20 protein-coding genes are annotated in these 19259 nt (G+C 66.0%); 16 read left to right on the forward strand and 4 right to left on the reverse strand.

Annotated features, from left to right (window positions below; genetic code table 11):
- The first annotated feature begins 160 nt into the window (after positions 1 to 160).
- From ACLP9N_RS15835 to ACLP9N_RS15845, 3 genes are all read left to right on the forward strand, one after another.
- Positions 161 to 1507, forward strand: a complete 1347-nt coding sequence (locus ACLP9N_RS15835; protein ID WP_442408313.1) for a M20/M25/M40 family metallo-hydrolase — start codon at positions 161 to 163, stop codon at positions 1505 to 1507.
- 20 nt (positions 1508 to 1527) lie between these two features.
- The gene (locus ACLP9N_RS15840; protein WP_442408314.1) at positions 1528 to 2058 is read left to right on the forward strand and encodes a YbhB/YbcL family Raf kinase inhibitor-like protein; all 531 of its coding nucleotides are present in this window, start codon (positions 1528 to 1530) and stop codon (positions 2056 to 2058) included.
- Between the two features lie 241 nt (positions 2059 to 2299).
- Positions 2300 to 2662, forward strand: a complete 363-nt coding sequence (locus ACLP9N_RS15845; RefSeq protein ID WP_442408315.1) for a hypothetical protein — start codon at positions 2300 to 2302, stop codon at positions 2660 to 2662.
- Between the two features lie 226 nt (positions 2663 to 2888).
- Here the strand turns inward: ACLP9N_RS15845 and ACLP9N_RS15850 are convergent, their stop codons facing one another.
- Genes ACLP9N_RS15850 through ACLP9N_RS15860 form a run of 3 tightly spaced genes read right to left on the reverse strand, consistent with a single transcriptional unit; the run spans position 2889 to position 5313 of the window.
- The gene (locus ACLP9N_RS15850; protein WP_442408316.1) at positions 2889 to 3971 is read right to left on the reverse strand and encodes a quinone-dependent dihydroorotate dehydrogenase; all 1083 of its coding nucleotides are present in this window, start codon (positions 3969 to 3971) and stop codon (positions 2889 to 2891) included.
- Complete coding sequence (locus tag ACLP9N_RS15855) at positions 3971 to 4177, reverse strand: DUF5703 family protein (RefSeq protein ID WP_442408317.1); 207 nt, start codon at positions 4175 to 4177, stop codon at positions 3971 to 3973. Before ACLP9N_RS15855 ends, ACLP9N_RS15850 begins: the two co-directional genes overlap by 1 nt.
- Positions 4178 to 4230: 53 nt before the next feature.
- Positions 4231 to 5313: a YncE family protein gene (locus ACLP9N_RS15860; RefSeq protein ID WP_442408318.1), complete on the reverse strand. Its 1083-nt coding sequence runs from the start codon at positions 5311 to 5313 to the stop codon at positions 4231 to 4233.
- 85 nt (positions 5314 to 5398) lie between these two features.
- On the opposite strand from ACLP9N_RS15860, the gene ACLP9N_RS15865 reads away from it, so the two are divergent.
- The 10 genes from ACLP9N_RS15865 (at position 5399) to ACLP9N_RS15910 (ending at position 13388) form a co-directional block, all read left to right on the forward strand.
- Entirely contained in the window at positions 5399 to 5701 is a 303-nt protein-coding gene (locus ACLP9N_RS15865) for a hypothetical protein (RefSeq protein ID WP_442408319.1), read from the forward strand.
- Positions 5702 to 5753: 52 nt separating this feature from the next.
- Positions 5754 to 6515 carry a histidine phosphatase family protein gene (locus tag ACLP9N_RS15870; protein WP_442408320.1) on the forward strand — a complete coding sequence of 254 codons (762 nt, stop codon included), beginning with the start codon at positions 5754 to 5756 and terminating at the stop codon, positions 6513 to 6515.
- 63 nt (positions 6516 to 6578) lie between these two features.
- Positions 6579 to 7166 (forward strand): DUF3090 domain-containing protein, encoded by a 588-nt coding sequence (locus ACLP9N_RS15875; RefSeq protein ID WP_442408321.1) that lies wholly within the window; start codon positions 6579 to 6581, stop codon positions 7164 to 7166.
- Entirely contained in the window at positions 7150 to 7986 is an 837-nt protein-coding gene (locus tag ACLP9N_RS15880; protein ID WP_442408322.1) for an SCO1664 family protein, read from the forward strand. The genes ACLP9N_RS15875 and ACLP9N_RS15880 overlap by 17 nt, the downstream gene beginning before the upstream one ends.
- A gap of 9 nt (positions 7987 to 7995) precedes the next feature.
- Positions 7996 to 8808, forward strand: a complete 813-nt coding sequence (locus tag ACLP9N_RS15885; protein ID WP_442408323.1) for a 3'(2'),5'-bisphosphate nucleotidase CysQ — start codon at positions 7996 to 7998, stop codon at positions 8806 to 8808.
- 23 nt (positions 8809 to 8831) lie between these two features.
- Positions 8832 to 10067 carry a cysteine--1-D-myo-inosityl 2-amino-2-deoxy-alpha-D-glucopyranoside ligase gene (mshC, locus tag ACLP9N_RS15890; RefSeq protein ID WP_442408324.1) on the forward strand — a complete coding sequence of 412 codons (1236 nt, stop codon included), beginning with the start codon at positions 8832 to 8834 and terminating at the stop codon, positions 10065 to 10067.
- Positions 10068 to 10346: 279 nt separating this feature from the next.
- A complete protein-coding gene (locus ACLP9N_RS15895) occupies positions 10347 to 10646 on the forward strand; it encodes a hypothetical protein (protein WP_442408325.1) in 300 nt (99 codons plus the stop codon).
- A gap of 43 nt (positions 10647 to 10689) precedes the next feature.
- A complete protein-coding gene (locus tag ACLP9N_RS15900; protein WP_442408326.1) occupies positions 10690 to 11958 on the forward strand; it encodes an alkaline phosphatase family protein in 1269 nt (422 codons plus the stop codon).
- 153 nt (positions 11959 to 12111) lie between these two features.
- Positions 12112 to 12486 (forward strand): DUF732 domain-containing protein, encoded by a 375-nt coding sequence (locus ACLP9N_RS15905; RefSeq protein ID WP_442408345.1) that lies wholly within the window; start codon positions 12112 to 12114, stop codon positions 12484 to 12486.
- A gap of 23 nt (positions 12487 to 12509) precedes the next feature.
- On the forward strand, positions 12510 to 13388 hold the full coding sequence (locus ACLP9N_RS15910; protein ID WP_442408327.1) for an SDR family oxidoreductase: 879 nt from the start codon (positions 12510 to 12512) through the stop codon (positions 13386 to 13388).
- Here ACLP9N_RS15910 and ACLP9N_RS15915 read toward each other — a convergent pair.
- Positions 13385 to 14260: a PAC2 family protein gene (locus ACLP9N_RS15915; RefSeq protein WP_442408328.1), complete on the reverse strand. Its 876-nt coding sequence runs from the start codon at positions 14258 to 14260 to the stop codon at positions 13385 to 13387. The two genes, ACLP9N_RS15910 and ACLP9N_RS15915, sit on opposite strands and share 4 nt — an antisense overlap.
- A gap of 85 nt (positions 14261 to 14345) precedes the next feature.
- Here ACLP9N_RS15915 and metH point away from each other — a divergent pair, with 85 nt between their 5' ends.
- From metH to hisG, 3 genes are all read left to right on the forward strand, one after another.
- Positions 14346 to 17957, forward strand: coding sequence for a methionine synthase (gene metH / locus ACLP9N_RS15920; RefSeq protein ID WP_442408329.1), 3612 nt, complete (start codon positions 14346 to 14348; stop codon positions 17955 to 17957).
- Between the two features lie 109 nt (positions 17958 to 18066).
- On the forward strand, positions 18067 to 18348 hold the full coding sequence (locus ACLP9N_RS15925; protein WP_442408346.1) for a phosphoribosyl-ATP diphosphatase: 282 nt from the start codon (positions 18067 to 18069) through the stop codon (positions 18346 to 18348).
- Positions 18349 to 18350: 2 nt separating this feature from the next.
- On the forward strand, positions 18351 to 19205 hold the full coding sequence (gene hisG / locus ACLP9N_RS15930; protein WP_442408330.1) for an ATP phosphoribosyltransferase: 855 nt from the start codon (positions 18351 to 18353) through the stop codon (positions 19203 to 19205).
- The last annotated feature ends 54 nt before the right edge of the window (positions 19206 to 19259 follow it).

The following is a 19259-nucleotide window of genomic DNA, read 5'->3' on the forward strand; positions in this document are numbered from 1 at the left end:
CACTTCGGCGTCTGGCCCAACGACATCTCGCGCCTCGAACGCGGACTCAAACGCGACGACCCCCTCGCCACCAACTACCGCGCCTGGCTCACCGCCGCTTGACCCCTTAACACGAATAGGAGCATCAGAGTCGTCGGGGCCAAGCCTTGCGCCCCCAGCAGTGGTAGGAAGGGTGACTGTGACCCGTGAGACGAGCGATGACGTGGTCGAGGTTGTCAGCAGGCTGATCCGATTCGATACCACCAACACCGGCGAACCCGAGACGACACAAGGCGAGGCCGAGTGCGCGCGGTGGGTCGCCGAGCAGCTCGCAGAGGTCGGCTACCAACCCGAATACCTCGAATCGGGTGCACCCGGGCGGGGCAATGTGTTCGCCCGCCTCCCAGGCGCCGACAATTCTCGTGGCGCCCTGCTCATCCATGGGCATCTCGACGTGGTGCCGGCCGAACCGGCCGAATGGAGCGTGCACCCCTTTTCCGGAGCGGTTGAAGATGGCTATGTCTGGGGCCGCGGCGCGGTCGACATGAAGGACATGGTGGGCATGATGATTGTCGTCGCCCGGCAGTTGAAGCGTGCGGGCATCGTGCCGCCGCGCGATCTCGTTTTCGCGTTCCTGGCCGACGAGGAGCATGGCGGCAAATACGGGTCGCACTGGCTGGTCGACAATCGGCCCGATCTGTTCGACGGCATCACCGAGGCGATCGGCGAAGTCGGCGGATTTTCACTAACCGTGCGGCGCCCCGACGGCGGTGAGCGCCGCCTCTACCTGATCGAGACCGCCGAAAAGGGCATCCAATGGATGCGGCTGACCGCCCGGGGTCAGGCCGGGCATGGCTCGATGGTCAACGATCAGAACGCCGTCACCGCCCTCGCCGAGGCGGTTGCCCGGCTCGGTCGCCACCAGTTTCCGCTCGTGCTTACCGACACCGTCGTCGAGTTCCTTAGTGCCATCAGCGAGGAGACCGGCCTTACGTTCGACGCAGAGTCTCCCGACTTGGAGGGGACGATCGAGAAACTCGGCCACATGGCCCGGATGCTGAAGGCGACTTTGCACGACACCGCGAACCCCACAATGCTCATGGCCGGTTATAAGGCCAACGTGATCCCGGCGACCGCGGAAGCGGTGGTGGACTGCCGCGTGCTGCCAGGTCGGCAGGCGGCGTTCGAGGCCGAGGTCGACGAATTGATCGGCCCCGACGTGACCCGGGAGTGGATCAGGGACTTGTCGTCGTATGAGACCAGCTTCGACGGCGATCTGGTCGATGCCATGAACGCCGCGGTGCTGGCGGTCGACCCCGATGGCCGGACGGTGCCGTATATGCTCTCGGGTGGAACTGACGCGAAAGCCTTCTCGCGCATAGGGATTCGCTGCTTCGGCTTCAGCCCGCTGCGGCTGCCGCCGGAGTTGGATTTCGCTTCGTTGTTCCACGGCGTCGACGAGCGGGTACCCACCGATGCGCTGAAGTTCGGTACCGAGGTGCTGGCACACTTTCTTACACACTGTTAGTGACACGAGAGGACTGACCGATGGATTCGCGCCCCGACCCGTATGACGCGTTGCCCAAGCTGCCGACGTTTAGCCTGACCTCGGCCTCGCTCACCGACGGCCAGCCGCTGGCCACGCCGCAGATCAGCGGGATCATGGGCGCGGGCGGAGAGGATGTCAGCCCGCAGCTGAGCTGGTCGGGCTTCCCCGAGGAGACCCGCAGCTTCGCGGTCACCGTCTACGATCCCGACGCGCCGACGTTGTCCGGGTTCTGGCACTGGGCGGTCGCCAACCTACCGGCCGATGTGACCGAGCTGCCCGACGGCGCGGGCGACGGCAGTGACCTGCCGGGCGGCGCGCTCACGTTGGTCAACGACGCCGGAATGCGCCGCTACATCGGCGCCGCACCGCCCCCCGGCCACGGCGTGCATCGTTACTACGTCGCCGTGCACGCGGTCAAGGTCGACAAACTCGACCTCAGCGAAGACGCCAGCCCAGCGTTTCTTGGATTCAATCTGTTCCAGCACGCGATCGCCCGCGCGGTTATCCACGGCACATACGAACAGACCTAAATCCGGCTCGTCGCCTCGCTCGGCACAGGCGAAACCTCGGTCGCCTACCGGGCAGTGCGCCTGGCAGACCAGCCACTGACTAGCCGGCGATCCCCTGCTGAGTGCAGGCCGCAAGGCCCATCGACATGAGTGCTCGGCTGGTTGAGGGCTCGCCGCCAAGCCAATTCCCGCTTATCTGTTGTTGCTCAAGCACGCTTGGGCATACCCTGCCATCGGGGGTGGCCGCAAATTGGAGAGAAAAATGTCCCCAACGATTCGCGTAGCGGCCGGGTTCGTTGCCTGTGTGGTCGTGGTCGCGTTGTCGCCGTCGGCCAGTGCCGATCCGATGGACCCGATCCCGGGGAACGGTGTCTTCCAGGTGGGAACCGACATAGCGCCCGGGCTGTATCGCACGGGCGGGTCGGCGTCGACGTTTGGGGTTTGGATAAACAATGTGCCGACCCAGGCCTCGATGTGCTCGTGGTTTACGTACAGCACGCCTGATGCGGACAAGGATCATGTAGTCCAGGCGAATACCTCTATCGGCCCGATGTACGCGACTATTCCCTCAACGGTTAAGGCATTCGAATCGCAGAACTGTCAACCCTGGACGCGGGTGCCATAGGCAAGGCCGGAACGAACGCGAGTGAAAGTTAGCGTTGAGGCATGTTGCGCCGAACTCAACCCGTTCGCAATAAGCGGTAGCTGAGTCATGACTCATCTTGCGCTGCAGGGCAACCGGATCTAGCCTCAGTTCCGCTTTCTGCCCCGCATTGAGCGGCGGCCCTAACTGGCTGTGGACGAAAGTCCGGAATGCACGCCCGGGGACGCCCTGCGGCTGGCGCGCTAACTCATCCCGGCGGCCGCTCCTGTTTGGTTGCCGCCGAGCCGACCGCGTCGTGCAGCGAGGCGAATCCACCCTCGTGCAGCCTTCGGGCGATGCCGTCGTGAATGTGCTTGGGCCACAAGCCCCCGCCGTAGATGAAGCCGGTATATCCCTGCAGCAGCGATGCACCGGCGGTGATGCGGTCCCACGCATCCTCGGCGGTCTCGATACCGCCAACACTGATCAGCGTCAACCGATCTCCGACACGGCCGTAGAGACGACGCAGCACCTCGGCTGCGCGGCGGGCCACCGGCGGCCCCGAAATACCGCCGGCGCCAAGCTCTTTGACCTCCGGGGTGGCCAGGCCGTCGCGTGACACCGTGGTGTTGGTCGCCACGATGCCCGCTAGCCCCAGTTCGACGGCCAGGTCGGCGATGTCGTCGATGTCAGAGTCGGAGATGTCCGGCGCGATCTTGACCAGCACGGGCACGGAGGTCTCTGCCTGAACGGCCGTCAGGATAGGCCGCAGCGACTCGATTGCCTGCAGGTCGCGCAGCCCCGGTGTGTTGGGCGAGCTGACGTTGACCACCAGGTACGACGCCAGCGGGCCGACGAGCCGGGCGCTGTCGCGGTAGTCGTCGACGGCGTCCGCGGCAGGGGTGGTCTTGGTCTTGCCGATGTTCACTCCGATCGGCACGTCGGGTTGGCGGCGGGCAAGCCGGGCCGCCAGCGCGCCGGCCCCGAGATTGTTGAACCCCATCCGGTTCAGCAGGGCGCGGTCGTCGGCCAGCCGGAACATCCGCGGGGCCGGGTTGCCGGGCTGCGGGCGCGCGGTCACGGTCCCGACCTCGGCGTAACCGAAACCCAACGCACCCCAGGTGTGCAGGCCCGTGCCGTCCTTGTCGAACCCGGCGGCCAGCCCGAGCGGTCCCGCGAAGCGCACGCCGAACACCGTGCTGGCCAGCACCGGATCGGCTGGACCCAGCAGCCGGTGCAGCAACCGGCGCACCAGGGCGACCGCGGTGACACCGCGCAACGCGGCAAACACCAGCGTGTGGATGCGCTCGGGCGGCACCAGGAACAGCAGCCGGCGCACCAAGCCGTACATCACAGTTCCGGCTGGTCCGGCCGTCGGCTCTCGAGACGAGATTTCTTGCGGCGCAACAACACCCGCCTGCTGCCGTCGGTGTAGAGCCGCACCCGGGTCAGCTCCCAGCCGCGGTATTCAGCCTCGATGGACAGTCGGGTGGACGCGCTGAGCCGGGTCACCTCCGGCGGCAGGCGCAACGGCGCCCACTCGTATTCGTCGGACATCTCCGTGTCCCACTCCGCGGGTAGCCGGCTCCGACGCGGCGCCGGCCCGCCTTTCACGGCGTGCCCACCGCGTGGTCGATGATCTGGATTCCCGCACCCGACCCCGACACCACGTACAAGGTGTCCGATGCTTCGTCAAAAGTCAGCGTGTTGGGTTGCTGCACTGTTGGGTAACGCACCTTCTCGACGGGAATTCCGGTGGACAGATCGTAACCAATGACAACGTTAGACGCGGTTTGGGATATCCAGGCCAAATCGCGCGAGCCGGCCAGGCCGTATGGAGCCTCCCGCACGGGATACGCCTGACGCAGGATCAGCGGGTCTACGCCGTACACCAGCAGTTGGCCGCCGCGAGTGTCGGCGACCAGGATCCGCCCCTGCGGGTCGGCGGCCAGCGTGGTCGCGCCTTCGCCGGCCCGCAGCGCCTGCTCGACGCGACTGTCGGCCCCGATCGTCATCACCGAAGTCTGTCCGCGATCCAGAACCACCGTGGTATTGCCCTGTGTCACAAGGGCATCGACGCGTGCGAAGATCTTGTTCCGATTGTCTACGGTGGCGGTGTCCGACGAAGCGGAGGCAAGGATGTACACGGCGCCATCGGCGCTGCCCAACACCAGCTTGCCGTCGGCGCGGCGCGCGATCGCGGTGAAATCGGTGTTCGCGGCGTCGGCGACCCTGACTTGTTCGGTGTCGCCGGCCGCCAGATGGACCATCAGGTAGCCGCCCCGGACGGCCAGGTAGACGGTGCCGTGATCGTCGCCGGTCAGCGCGGTTGCGCGCGCCCGCAGGTCGATCACGCGCGGCGGTACCTGCGCGGCACCGAACACGGCGACGCTGTCAGACGCCGACGGTTCGGAGCCGGGGCACAGCACCGCCAACTGGCGAGTGCCGCTGTCGAACACAGCTGCCAGCGGGTGGCCGGCCAGCGGTCGCACCGTGCCAGCCGGGTTTTGCGACGCCGGCGGCGAGTCGGCTGCCCGCGCGGGCTCGATCGTGCGCGGGGCGGCAGTGAGCGGATTCAGCGGGTTCTGGGTACATCCGGCCACCAGAGCCAGCAAAATCAGCAAGCCAATAAAACTGCGTTGAACTGGTGGTCTAAACGTCGGCGCAACGGCTAACCTTCGCACGTTGAACATCAAGGCCTGATTCTAAGGAACGCCGCCGCGCCCAATTTCGCCATGTTGCACACACTAGGTAGTCCTGGAGAGGTATGTTGACGACATGACCGTCACCGTTGACCGGCATATCGCAGGCCAAGGGTTTGCTGTGGAAGACATGATCGCGGGAATTTTCGCCAGCGGGTACGGGCAAGTGGGTGATGGACGCAGTTTTTCGTTCCACATCGAACACCGTTCGTTGGTTGTGGAAGTTTACCGGCCGCGACTGTCCGGGCCCGTTCCGCAGGCTGAAGAGGTGGTCGCCCGGGCGGTTCGCAGCTTGGTCGACATCGACCTCACCGACGAACGCAGCCTGACCGCGGCGGTGCGCGACTCGGTCACGCGTGCAGTGCCGGTAACGCGCTGATCTGTTCTGCATCTGTGCTGTCGGTTGTCCGGCAGCGAGTACGGTCGTCGTCGTGACCGTCATCCTGTTACGCCATGGCCGGTCCACCTCCAACACCGCGGGAGTACTGGCGGGTCGTTCCGAGGGCGTCGACCTCGACGACAAGGGCCGCGAACAGGCCGCTGGGCTGATCGATCGGATCGGCGAGTTGCCGATCAGGGCGGTGGTCAGTTCGCCGATGCTGCGGTGCCGGCGCACCGTCGAGCCGCTCGCTGAAGCGCTATGCCTGGAACCGCTCATCGACGAGCGCCTCTCGGAGGTGGACTACGGGGAATGGACCGGCCGCAAGATCGGCGAGCTGGCGAAGGAGCTGCTGTGGGCGGTGGTCCAGGCCCATCCCAGCGCGGCGGTGTTCCCCGGCGGTGAAGGGCTGGCTCAGGTACAGGCGCGCGCGGTGGCCGCGGTGCGCGAACACGACCGGCGGCTGGCCCTGGAATATGGGGAATACGGAGAGGAGCAGGGCGGCGACGTGCTGTGGCTGGCCTGTACTCATGGTGATGTCATCAAGTCGGTGATCGCGGACGCCTACGGCATACACCTGGATGGCTTCCAGCGCGTCACTGCCGATCCTGCGTCGGTGAGTGTGGTTCGCTACACACCGCTGCGCCCATTCGTGTTGCACGTCAACCACACCGGTGCGCGGCTGTCGGCCGCATTGCGGGCCGCGCCTTCGCCCAAGACCGAACCCAACGGTGACCAGCCGGACCAGCCGCAGAACGAGCCGGGCGATGCGGTGCCGTCGAGCGACGCCGTGGTCGGCGGATCCACCGATTAATTCGGTTGGCGCACACCAACCGGATCGCACTGCACGGGCATCTGCCGGTATTTTGGAAGTGCCATGGCCCGCGCAATTCACGTTTTCCGCACACCCGACCGCTTCGTGGCCGGGACTATTGGCCAGCCCGGAAATCGCACGTTCTACATACAGGCGGTGCACGACTCCCGGGTGGTGTCGGTGGTACTGGAAAAGCAGCAGGTCGCGGTGCTTGCAGAACGCATCGGTGCGTTGCTGATCGAGGTGAATCGCAGGTTCGGCACACCGGTGCCCCCGGAGCCCACCGAAATCGACGACCTCAGCCCGCTGATCATGCCGGTGGATGCCGAGTTTCGGGTCGGGACGATGGGCCTGGGCTGGGATTCGGAGGCCCAGACCGTCGTGGTCGAATTGTTGGCCGTCACCGACGCCGAATTCGACGCATCGGTGGTGCTCGACGACACGGAGGAAGGCCCCGACGCGGTGCGGGTATTCCTGTCGCCGGAGTCGGCGCGGCAGTTCGCCACCCGCTCCAACCGCGTCATCTCGGCGGGACGTCCGCCGTGCCCGCTGTGTGACGAACCGTTGGACCCTGAGGGCCACATCTGCGCACGCACCAACGGCTACAAGCGCGGTGCGCTGCTCGGGCCTAGCGATGACCCCGACGGATGACAAGCGTGAGGTGTTGCGGGACGGCGAGCTGACGGTCCTCGGACGCATCCGCTCGGCCAGTAACGCCACCTTTCTGTGCGAATCGACGCTGGATGAGCGCAGCGTGCACTGCGTGTACAAGCCGGTCTCCGGTGAGCAGCCGCTCTGGGATTTCCCCGACGGGACGCTGGCCGGCCGCGAACTGGCCGCCTACCTGATATCGACGCACTTAGGTTGGAACATCGTGCCCTACACGATCATTCGGCACGGGCCGGCGGGTCCGGGCATGCTGCAGCTGTGGGTGGAGCAGCCCAGCGACATGGAGGCCTCGCCAGATTCCGGGGCCGACTCCGAGCCCGGGCCCGGACCCGACCTCGTCGACCTGTTTCCCGCCGACAAACATGAGCCGGGTTACCTGCCGGTGCTGCGTGCCTACGACTACGCCGGTGACGAGGTCATCCTGATGCACGCCGACGACATTCGGTTGTGGCGCATGGCGGTGTTCGACGTGCTGATCAACAACGCCGACCGCAAGGGCGGCCACGTTCTGCGCGACCTCGACGGCCACATCTACGGGGTCGACCACGGCGTGTGCCTGCACGTCGAGAACAAACTGCGCACGGTGTTGTGGGGCTGGGCAGGCAAGCCGGTCGACGACAAGACCCTGAAGGCCGTCGCCGGGCTTGCAGACGCCCTGAGCGGCCCGCTTGCCGATGCGCTGGACGGGCAGATCACCGGCGCCGAAATCGCGGCGCTGCACCGGCGGGCGTGCGCGCTGCTGGACAATCCGGTGATGCCCGGACCGAACCGGCATCGCGCCATACCCTGGCCGGCTTTCTAAGCTGAAGCGGTGAGCCCGGCGCCTGAGGACCTGACCGATGCCGCCCTGGCTGCCCACCTCGCCGCGGACGCGGGCAAATTGCTGCTGCAAGTGCGCGACGAGGTGGGCTTCGGGCAACCCTGGGCGCTCGGCGACGCCGGTGACTTTCACGCCAACGAGCTACTGCTGCGCCGGCTGCGGGCCGAGCGGCCGGGGGATGCGGTGCTCAGCGAGGAAGCTCATGACGACCTGGTCCGGCTGAAATCCGAACGCGTGTGGATCATCGACCCGTTGGACGGCACCCGTGAGTTTTCGACGCCGGGACGCGACGACTGGGCGGTGCACATCGCGCTATGGCAACGTCCCACCGGCGACCCCACCGACGGCCCCGCCGACGGTCGCGGTGAAATCACCGACGCGGCAGTGGCATTACCGGCGCGCGGGAACATCGTCTACCGGAGCGACACCGTGGCTGCGCCGGACGCGATCCGCGGCGTCCCGCACCCGCTGCGCATTGCCGTGAGCGCAACCCGGCCGCCCTGGGTCCTGCACCAGATACGACAGACGTTGGCAATCCAAACCGTGGCGATCGGCTCGGCCGGCGCCAAAGCGATGGCCATCATCGACGGTGACGTGGATGCCTACCTGCACGCCGGCGGCCAATGGGAATGGGATTCGGCCGCGCCGGCCGGGGTGATCATGGCCGCAGGCATGCACGCGTCGCGGCTGGACGGCTCGCCGCTGCGCTACAACCAGCTCGACCCGTACTTGCCCGACTTCGTGATGTGTCGCGCCGAGGTGGCGCCGGTCCTGCTCGACGCCATCCGCGACGCGTGGCGCTAATCACCCGCGTTTAGAGTCAAGGCATGCTGTCGTGGTCTGCTGCGCCGGTTCCGGTGTTGTCGGGACGTGGCCCGGAGCTACGGCTGTACGACACCTCCGACCGGCAGATACGCCCGGTGACGCCCGGGACCAAAGCCAGCATGTACGTCTGCGGGATCACGCCCTATGACGCCACCCATCTGGGCCACGCGGCGACCTACCTCACGTTCGATCTGGTGAATCGCGTGTGGCTGGATCTCGGCCACGATGTGCATTACGTGCAGAACGTCACCGATGTCGACGATCCGTTATTCGAGCGCGCTCAGCGCGACGGCGTCGACTGGCGCAACCTCGCCGACCGCGAGGTCGCCCTGTTCCGCGAGGACATGGCCGCGCTTCGGGTACTGCCCCCGCGGGAATATGTCGGGGCCACCGAAGCGATCGCCGAAGTCGTGGAACTGGTGGAAAAGCTGCTGGCCTCGGGGGCGGCCTATGTCGTCGACGACGAATACCCCGACATCTATTTCCGGGCGGACGCCACACCACAGTTCGGCTACGAGTCGGGCTATGACCGGGAGACCATGTTGCGGCTGTTCGAACAGCGCGGCGGCGACCCGCACCGGCCCGGCAAGACCGACCAACTCGACGCCCTGCTGTGGCGGTCCGCGCGGGCCGGGGAGCCCAGCTGGCCTGCGGCGTTCGGTCCGGGCCGGCCGGGCTGGCACATCGAATGCGCGGCGATCGCACTGAGTCGCATCGGCACCGGCCTGGACATTCAGGGCGGCGGCAGCGACCTGATCTTTCCGCATCACGAGTTCACCGCTGCCCACGCCGAATGTGTAAGGGGCGAGCGGAGATTCGCCCGCCATTACGTGCACGCCGGGATGATCGGCTATGACGGGCACAAGATGTCCAAGAGCCTCGGCAACCTGGTGTTGGTGTCGACGTTGCGCGCCCAGGGTGTTGAGCCGTCGGCCATCCGGCTGGGTCTGCTGGCCGGGCACTACCGCGCGGACCGCTTCTGGAGCCCGCAGGTGCTCGACGAGGCGATCGCCCGCCTGCACCGTTGGCGCGTCGCGATTGCATTGCCCGCCGGTCCGGATGCCACCGACGTTGTCGCCCGCGTGCGCGGATACCTGGCCGACGACCTTGACACTCCCAAAGTCATTGCCGCACTTGATGGTTGGGTCACCGATGCGCTGGAATACGGCGGCCACCACACCGAGGCGCCACAGTTGGTGGCAACCGCGGTCGATGCATTGCTCGGGGTGGAACTGTAATCGGCTGCCCACTCAACAAGGGCTCGGAGAAGCGGTACGAGACCTCGGCTATGACAAAGCATATTGTGGTGTAGCACTTTTCGCTCGAATGGTCAGCATGCCTGTTCTGCGCCGATGAGAGGTGTTGTCCCGCGGAGTCTGTGGCAGTTGCATCGTCAAAATCACGAAACGGCAACTCCTGGCTGTCAATTCGCGCAACAATCTGGGTGGACGGCGTGTCATGGCCCACTATCGACGGAGCAACGCGTAGCGCGCGTCAACCACAGAGGTGATCGCCTGATGTTCGGTCGTTTTCGCCGTGTGGCTGGCGCGCTCGGGGCGGCGGCAGTGCTGGTCATTTCGATGAGCACCGCGCCCGCAGGGGCCGGCCCCATTGAGAGCCCGAACCTGCTGGTCAATCCCGGCGCCGAGTTCGGCGACCCGTCATTGACGGGATACAGTTCGGTGTCGATCCCGGGCTGGACCGTGACCCGGCACGCCTACCGTGGTCAAATATGGCACCGTCGCAAGCTCGCCGTCGCCTTTGTCCTCTCCGGGGCCACGTTTTCCAGGGCCGCTGCAATTCCCGCGCTCGGGTGACGGGCCTCCTGACGGCGGCGTACAGTTCTTCGGCGGCGGAAATGTGGCCAGTGCCAAGCTAACTCAAATCGTCGACCTGAGCGGCGTGGCGCCACAGATCGACACCGGCACCCTGCCTTGCACGCTGAGCGGATGGCTCGGCGGCTTCCTAAATGACCCGTCCGCAGCGTCGGCTACCGTCAGCTTCCTGGCGGCTGACCAGTCGCGGCTGGGCACGGGCAAGATCGGACCGGTCACCGCGCTAGAACGCGGGCTCAAGACCGCACTGCTGAACCGCGAAACCTCGGGGACGATTCCAGCGGGCACCCGCAGCGCGGTTGTCGTTGTGACCCTCACGGATCGCAACCTGGCACCCAGCACTTACAACAACGCCTACGCCGACAACTTGTCGTTCACTTTCGGCGCCGCACTGCCTGCCCTGCCGCCACCCTCACCACCGATGTCGAAGGCCGGCCCCCTCGATCACGTGTTCATGATGTACCTGGAAAACCATGGTGTGAAAGACATTGTCGGTAGCCGCAACGCGGCATACATCAACAGCCTGATCAACCATTATGGATACGGATCGAATTACTTTGCCCTGACTCACCCCAGCGACCCGAACTACTACCCGATCCTCGGCGGGTCCAACTTCGACGTGAACTGGAACTGCCCCAAAGACTGCTTCGACCAACCCAACCTAGCCGACAACGTCGAGAAAGCGGGCAAGACGTGGGCCTCCTACGAGCAGTGGATGCCCGCCCCATGTGCCACCGCATCCCAAGGCGCCTACAGCCCCGATGAACTCCCGTTTCTGGCCTTCCACGACATAATCTCCAACACCGCCCGCTGCCAGGCGCACGTCCTGCCGTTGACGCGGATGGCGACCGATCTCGCCTCGACTGCGACCACCCCGAACTACGTGTGGTTCGCCGCAGACGAATGCCACAACCAGGAAGGGTGCAACGACTTGCGCTTCGTCGTCAGCCAGGTCGCGGCCCATCAATACAACATCCGGGCCGGCGACCAGTTCCTCGCAGACACCCTGCCCACGATTCTGAACTCGCCCGCATTCCAAACGCAGCGCTCCGCCATTTTCATCACGTGGGACGAGGACTACGACAGCCTGTATCTAGGCATAGGCAACGAGGGAAATCACGTCCCCATGATCGTTATCCCGTCACCAGACTCCGGGATGCGCCAAGGCCACTTCGTTGCCGTTAACCACAACAACCACTACAGCTTGCTGCGCACCATCGAAGACGCCCTCGGACTTGCCCAACTCACCAACAACGACCGATTCGCCCAACCAATGAACGAATACTGGCCGTAGTTGTTTTGGTTGCGCCCCCAGGGAACCCAGCCATTGCCACACTTGGTGGTTGGGTCACCGATGCGGTGGAGCCGCGTCAGGAGCGGCCTGGTGGCTCCTGAGAAGCGCCGCGCCGCTGCCAGCGCTACAGTGTGCCATGCCGTTCGGGAGGCCATAACTCATATGAAGGTGGGTTTTGCGAAGTGGGCGACAATCTGCGCGGTTTTGCTGCCCGCTGCCGCGCTGGTGTCCGCGGCGCCGGCGTCGGCGGATCAAATTGATAGTGCGTTCCTCGCGGCCCTTACTAAGGGTGGGATCACCCTGCCCGACCCCAACACCGCGATTGCGATGGCCCATACGGTGTGTGCCGGACTCGATGCAAACCAATCCTCATCCGTTCTGGCGATGAAGCTGATGAAGGACACCGATCTCTCGGCGAAACAAGCCGGTTACTTTATCGGCCTTTCGGTGGCCGCGTACTGCCCGCAAAACAAAGACAAGACCGACGGTTCGGTTACCTGGCTGCTGCCGTTACCCCCGCTTATGTGAGCGCGCAAGGGTACCTTGTCGGCATGACATCTCTGCAGGGCAAAGTGGTCTTCATCACCGGTGGGGCACGGGGAATCGGGGCTGAGGTCGCCCGTCGGCTGCGCAACAAGGGCGCCAAACTCGTGCTGACCGATCTCGACGCGGCCGAGTTGGCCGCGATGGCCGCCGAACTCGGCGAGGACCGGGCGATGACCGCCGTCGCCGATGTGCGCGACCTGTCCGCTATGCAGGCCGCGGCGGAGGCGGCCGTCGAACGCTTCGGCGGCATTGACGTAGTGGTGGCCAATGCCGGTATCGCGAGTTACGGGTCGGTGTTACAGGTCGACCCGGAGGTGTTCAAGCGGGTGCTGGACGTCAACCTGCTCGGCGTCTTTCACACCGTGCGCGCCACCTTGCCCGCGCTAATCGAGCGCCGCGGCTATCTGCTGATCGTCTCGTCGCTGGCCGCCTTCGCGGCGTCCCCCGGGCTGGCTTCCTACGACATGTCGAAGGCCGGGAACGAGCATCTGGCCAACGCGCTGCGACTCGAGGTCGGCCACCTGGGGGTCGGCGTCGGCTCGGCGCACATGTCCTGGATCGACACCGCGCTGGTTCGCGACACCGAGGCCGACCTGCCGTCGTTCGGCCGACTCCTTGCCGCGCTGCCGTGGCCGTTGAACAAGACCACCTCGGTGACCAAGTGCGCCGAGGCTTTTGTCAAAGGGATTGAGGGCCGGGCGGCCCGCGTGTACTGCCCGCGCTGGGTGGGCCTGTTCCGCTGGCTCAAGCCGGTGCTGTCCACCCGGGTGGGCGAATTGCCGATCCGCAAGGCCGCTGCCGAGCTGGTGCCGCAAATGGACGCCGAAGTCGCCGCGCTCGGTCGTTCCACCAGTGCGTACAACGAGGAACTGGGCAAGTCCTAGCGACCGAAGCCCGGGCGGCGCCGGCGCAGATAACGTTCGAACTCGGCGGCCAGCGCGTCGCCGTCGATCTTGCCGAGGGCGTCGTTCATATCGACCTCGGCGTCGCCGCGCTGCTCCAGTGACTGGACGTACTCGGCCAGGTCGTCGTCCTCGGAGGTCATCTCGGTGATCGCCTGCTCCCACTCCTCGGCCTGCGCCGGCAAGTCGGCCAGCGGAACCTCGATGTCGAGCACGTCTTCGACGCGTCGCAGCAGCGCCACCGTCGCCTTCGGGTTCGGTGGTTGCGACACGTAGTGCGGCACCGCCGCCCAGAACGTCACCGCCGGGATCCCAGCCGCCACGCAGGCGTCCTGGAAGACGCCGGCGATCCCCGTCGGGCCCTCGTAACGGGTTTCCTCCAGCCCGAAGCGCCGCGCCGACTCGGGGGAGTAGGCGGCACCGGAGACCGGCACCGGCCGGGTATGCGGGGTATCGGCGAGCAGCGCCCCGAGGATCACGACGGTATCGACGTTGAGCTTGTCAGCGATGGCCAGCAACTCGGCACAGAACGTGCGCCAGCGCATATTCGGCTCCACCCCGTGCATCAGGACGACGTCGCGGTCACAGCCCGGGGGGCGGCAGTGGGAGATCCGCATCGCCGGCCACACCAGCTCGCGGGTCACCCCGTCGACCTGGCGGATGACGGGGCGATTCACCTGGTAGTCGTAGTAGGCCTCGTCGTCGATCTCGATGATCGGATCGGCTTCCCAGATGGCATCCAGGTGCTCCAGCGCGTCGCTGGCGGCGTCGCCGGCGTCATTCCAGCCCTCGAACGCCGCCACGACAACGGTGTTGTGCAATTCGGGCAGCGGGTTGCTATCCGGCTGAGTCACAGAATCAGGGTACGGCGTGCTGTGGGTTGCCTGCGCAGATGTTCGGCTAGTCGGGCCGTTTGCATAGGCCGACTATCCTTGTGGGGTGACTGCTGCCAACGAACACCGGTACGACACCGATCTGCTGGACGTTTTGTCGCAGCGTGTGGTGGTGGGCGATGGCGCGATGGGCACTCAGTTGCAGGCCGCCGATCTTACGCTGGACGACTTCCGCGGCCTGGAAGGCTGCAACGAGATCCTCAACGAGACGCGTCCGGACGTGCTGGAGACGATTCACCGCGCCTACTTCGAGGCGGGTGCGGACGCCGTGGAGACCAACACCTTCGGCTGCAACCTGTCCAACCTCGGCGACTACGACATCGCCGACAAGATCCGCGACCTCTCGGAAAAGGGCACCGCTATCGCGCGCCGGGTCGCCGACGAGCTGGCCACCGGTGACCGCAGGCGCTACGTGCTGGGGTCGATGGGGCCGGGCACCAAGCTGCCCACCCTCGGCCACACCGAGTACGCGGTCATTCGCGACGCCTACACCGAGGCTGCCCTGGGCATGCTGGACGGCGGGGCCGACGCCATCCTGGTGGAGACCTGCCAGGACCTGCTGCAGCTGAAGGCCGCGGTGTTGGGATCGCGTCGGGCGATGACGCAGGCCGGCCGGCACATTCCGGTGTTCGCCCATGTCACCGTCGAAACCACCGGCACAATGCTGCTGGGCAGCGAGATCGGTGCGGCGCTGACCGCCGTCGAGCCGCTCGGGGTCGACATGATCGGTCTCAACTGCGCGACGGGCCCCGCCGAAATGAGCGAGCACCTGCGCTACCTGTCCCGGCACGCCCGCATCCCAGTGTCGGTGATGCCCAACGCCGGCCTGCCGGTGCTGGGCGCCAACGGCGCCGAATACCCGCTGCAGCCCGACGAATTGGCCGAGGCGCTGGACGGCTTCATCACCGAGTTCGGCCTGTCGCTGGTCGGCGGCTGCTGCGGCACCACGCCGGATCACATCCGGAAGGTGGCCGCCGCCGTGGCCGAGTTCAACAAGGGCGACAAGCAGCGCGGCGAACGCCAGGTGACCTACGAGCCGTCGGTGTCGTCGCTGTACTCCGCCGTCCCGTTCGCCCAGGACGCCTCCGTCCTGGTGATCGGGGAGCGCACAAACGCCAACGGCTCCAAGGCTTTTCGGGACGCGATGATCGCCGAGGACTACCAGAAGTGCCTGGACATCGCCAAGGACCAGACCCGCGACGGCGCGCACCTGTTGGACCTGTGCGTCGACTACGTGGGCCGCGACGGCGTGGCCGACATGACAGCGCTAGCTGGCCGGCTGGCGACGGCGTCGACGCTGCCGATCATGCTGGACTCCACCGAAACCCCGGTGTTGCGAGCGGGTTTGGAGCACCTGGGCGGCCGGTGCACCATCAACTCGGTCAACTACGAGGACGGCGACGGTCCCGAATCGCGCTTTGTCAAGACCATGGAGCTGGTCGCCGAGCACGGTGCGGCGGTGGTCGCCCTGACCATCGACGAGGAGGGCCAGGCCCGCACCGCCGAAAAGAAGGTCGAGATCGCCGAGCGGCTGATCAGCGACATCACCGGCAATTGGGGCGTCGACGAATCCTCCATCCTCATCGACACGTTGACGTTCACCATCGCCACCGGCCAGGAGGAGTCGCGCAAGGACGGCATCGAGACCATCGAGGCGATCCGGCAGCTGAAGCGTCGCCACCCCGACGTGCAGACCACACTCGGGCTGTCCAACATCTCGTTCGGGCTGAATCCCGCTGCGCGCCAAGTGCTCAACTCGGTATTCCTGCACGAATGCCAGGAGGCCGGGCTGGACTCGGCGATCGTGCACGCGTCGAAGATCCTGCCGATGAACCGGATACCCGAGGAGCACCGGCAGGTCGCGCTGGATCTGGTGTACGACCGCCGCCGCGACGACTACGACCCGCTGCAGGAGTTGATGCGGCTGTTCGAAGGGGTGTCGGCGGCGTCGTCGAAGGAATCCCGCGCGGCCGAACTGGCCAAGCTGCCGCTGTTCGAGCGGCTGGCGCAGCGCATCGTGGACGGCGAGCGCAACGGCCTGGACGCCGACCTCGACGAGGCGATGACGCAAAAGCCGCCGCTGGCCATCATCAACGAAAACCTGCTGGCCGGCATGAAGACCGTCGGCGAGCTGTTCGGCTCCGGGCAGATGCAGCTGCCGTTCGTGCTGCAGTCGGCCGAGGTGATGAAAGCCGCTGTGGCCTACCTGGAACCGCACATGGAGAAGTCCGACGACGATTCGGGTAAGGGCCGCATCGTGCTGGCCACCGTCAAGGGCGACGTGCACGACATCGGCAAGAACCTGGTCGACATCATCTTGAGCAACAACGGCTACGAGGTGGTCAACATCGGCATCAAGCAGCCGATCGCCACCATCCTAGAGGTGGCCGAGGACAAGAGCGCCGACGCGGTCGGGATGTCGGGGCTGCTGGTGAAATCGACCGTGGTGATGAAGGAAAACCTCGAGGAGATGAACACCCGCGGCGTTGCCGAGAAGTTCCCGGTGCTGCTCGGCGGTGCGGCGTTGACCCGCAGCTACGTCGAAAACGACCTCGCCGAGATCTACGAGGGCCAGGTGCATTACGCGCGAGATGCTTTCGAGGGGCTCAAGCTGATGGACACCATCATGAGCGCCAAGCGGGGCGAAGCGCCGGAGCCCGGCAGCCCGCAGGCCTTGGAGGCAGAAGCGGCGCGCGAGAAGGAAGCCGAACGCAAGGCCCGCCACGAGCGATCGAAACGCATTGCGGAGCAACGCAAAGCCGGCGAGGAGCCAGTCGAGGTGCCGGCACGCTCCGATGTCGCGGCCGATGTCGAGGTGCCGGTACCCCCGTTCTGGGGATCGCGGATCGTCAAGGGCCTGGCCGTCGCCGACTACACCGGACTGCTCGATGAGCGTGCACTGTTCTTGGGCCAGTGGGGATTACGCGGCACACGGGGAGGCCCTGATGTTCAAGGGCCGTCGTACGACGACCTCGTGGAGACCGAGGGCCGCCCGCGGCTGCGGTACTGGCTCGACCGGTTGTCCACCGACGGCATCCTGGCGCACGCCGCCGTGGTGTATGGCTACTTCCCCGCGGTTTCCGAGGGCGACGACGTCGTCGTACTGGCCGAGCCCAGAACGGACGCCCCGCTGCGGTTCCGGTTTCAATTCCCGCGCCAGGAGCGTGGCCGGTTCTTGTGCATCGCCGACTTCATCCGGTCCCGGGAGCTGGCCACCGAGCGGGGTCAGGTGGACGTGCTGCCGTTCCAGCTGGTGACGATGGGCCAACCCATCGCCGACTTCGCCAACGAGCTGTTCACTTCGGATTCCTATCGCGACTACCTCGAGGTGCACGGCATCGGCGTGCAGCTCACCGAAGCGCTGGCCGAGTACTGGCACCGGCGCATCCGCGAGGAGCTCAAGTTCTCGGGTGACCGGGCCGTGGCGGCCGACGATCCCGAAGCCGTCGAGGACTATTTCAAGCTCGGCTACCGGGGCGCTCGCTTCGCGTTCGGCTACGGGGCATGCCCGGACCTGGAGGACCGCGCCAAGATGATGGAACTGCTGGAGCCCGAACGCATCGGCGTGACGTTGTCCGAGGAACTGCAGCTGCACCCCGAGCAGTCCACCGACGCCTTCGTGCTGCACCACCCCGAGGCGAAGTACTTCAACGTCTAGCTCGGCCTTTGTCCGCGAGCGTGCGGGTTTGTACGCTGACACGCCGCTGAGCTTGGCAATCTGCGCACGCTCGCGCCAGAGAAACCGCCGTGACTTTGCTCGCCCGCACGTGAAACAATCGCTGGCCGTGAAGACCTTCGAAGAGCTGTTCGCCGAACTCGGCGATCGTGCGCGCACCCGCCCGCCCGGCAGCGCCACGGTCGCCGCGCTGGACGGCGGGATACACGCTCTGGGCAAGAAGATTCTGGAGGAGGCCGGCGAAGTGTGGCTGGCCGCCGAACACGAACCCGACGAGGCGTTGGCGGAGGAAATCAGCCAGTTGCTGTACTGGACGCAGGTGCTGATGATCGCGCGCGGACTGTCGCTCGACGACATCTACCGGAAGCTGTGAACATGCTGCGCGTCGCGGTTCCCAACAAGGGCACGCTGAGCGAGCCGGCCAGCGAGATTCTCGCCGAGGCCGGCTACCGGCGTCGCACCGACCCCAAAGACCTCACCGTCATCGACCCAGTCAACCATGTCGAGTTCTTCTTTTTGCGGCCCAAGGATATTGCCATCTACGTCGGTTCGGGAGAACTCGACTTCGGCATCACCGGACGGGACCTGGTGCTCGACTCGGATGCGCCCGTGCGGGAACGGCTGGCGCTGGGCTTCGGGTCGTCCAGTTTCCGCTACGCCGGACCCGCCGGGCAGGAGTGGACGACGGCCGATCTGGCCGGAAGGCGCATCGCCACCGCGTATCCGAATCTGGTCCGAAAAGATCTGGCCGCCAAGGGTATTGAAGCAACGGTCATCAGGCTCGACGGAGCCGTGGAGATCTCCGTGCAACTCGGGGTGGCCGACGCCATCGCCGACGTGGTGGGGTCCGGTCGCACCCTAGGCATGCATGATCTCGTGGCATTCGGTGAGCCGCTGTGTGATTCGGAGGCGGTATTGATCGAACGCGCCGAGGCCGGCCACCGTCAGCAAAGCGCGGCGGGTGACCAACTGGTCGCGCGCGTTCAGGGTGTGGTGTTCGGTCAGCAATATCTGATGCTGGATTACGACTGCCCACGCTCGGTGCTGGACAAAGCCACGTCGATCACGCCGGGACTGGAATCACCGACCATCGCTCCGCTCGCCGACCCGGACTGGGTCGCAGTCCGCGCACTGGTGCCCCGCCGGGGCGTCAACGAAATCATGGATGAACTCGCCGCCACCGGGGCCAAAGCGATTCTGGCTTCCGATATCCGGTTCTGCCGATTCTGACCGCAGGGGTCCCTGTTGCACCGGTAGCTGTGTTAGCGTCCGGCAAGGGGCCGA

The organism is Mycobacterium sp., from assembly GCF_052144515.1.
Classification (GTDB): Bacteria; Actinomycetota; Actinomycetes; order Mycobacteriales; family Mycobacteriaceae; genus Mycobacterium.

Coding starts and splice junctions, on each gene's coding strand:
- ACLP9N_RS15840 (WP_442408314.1), top strand. CDS start 1,528: ATGGATTCGCGCCCCGACCCGTATGACGCGTTGCCCAAGCTGCCGACG.
- ACLP9N_RS15845 (WP_442408315.1), top strand. CDS start 2,300: ATGTCCCCAACGATTCGCGTAGCGGCCGGGTTCGTTGCCTGTGTGGTC.
- ACLP9N_RS15850 (WP_442408316.1), bottom strand. CDS start 3,971: ATGTACGGCTTGGTGCGCCGGCTGCTGTTCCTGGTGCCGCCCGAGCGC.
- ACLP9N_RS15855 (WP_442408317.1), bottom strand. CDS start 4,177: ATGTCCGACGAATACGAGTGGGCGCCGTTGCGCCTGCCGCCGGAGGTG.
- ACLP9N_RS15860 (WP_442408318.1), bottom strand. CDS start 5,313: ATGTTCAACGTGCGAAGGTTAGCCGTTGCGCCGACGTTTAGACCACCA.
- ACLP9N_RS15865 (WP_442408319.1), top strand. CDS start 5,399: ATGACCGTCACCGTTGACCGGCATATCGCAGGCCAAGGGTTTGCTGTG.
- ACLP9N_RS15875 (WP_442408321.1), top strand. CDS start 6,579: ATGGCCCGCGCAATTCACGTTTTCCGCACACCCGACCGCTTCGTGGCC.
- ACLP9N_RS15880 (WP_442408322.1), top strand. CDS start 7,150: ATGACCCCGACGGATGACAAGCGTGAGGTGTTGCGGGACGGCGAGCTG.
- mshC (WP_442408324.1), top strand. CDS start 8,832: ATGCTGTCGTGGTCTGCTGCGCCGGTTCCGGTGTTGTCGGGACGTGGC.
- ACLP9N_RS15895 (WP_442408325.1), top strand. CDS start 10,347: ATGTTCGGTCGTTTTCGCCGTGTGGCTGGCGCGCTCGGGGCGGCGGCA.
- ACLP9N_RS15910 (WP_442408327.1), top strand. CDS start 12,510: ATGACATCTCTGCAGGGCAAAGTGGTCTTCATCACCGGTGGGGCACGG.
- hisG (WP_442408330.1), top strand. CDS start 18,351: ATGCTGCGCGTCGCGGTTCCCAACAAGGGCACGCTGAGCGAGCCGGCC.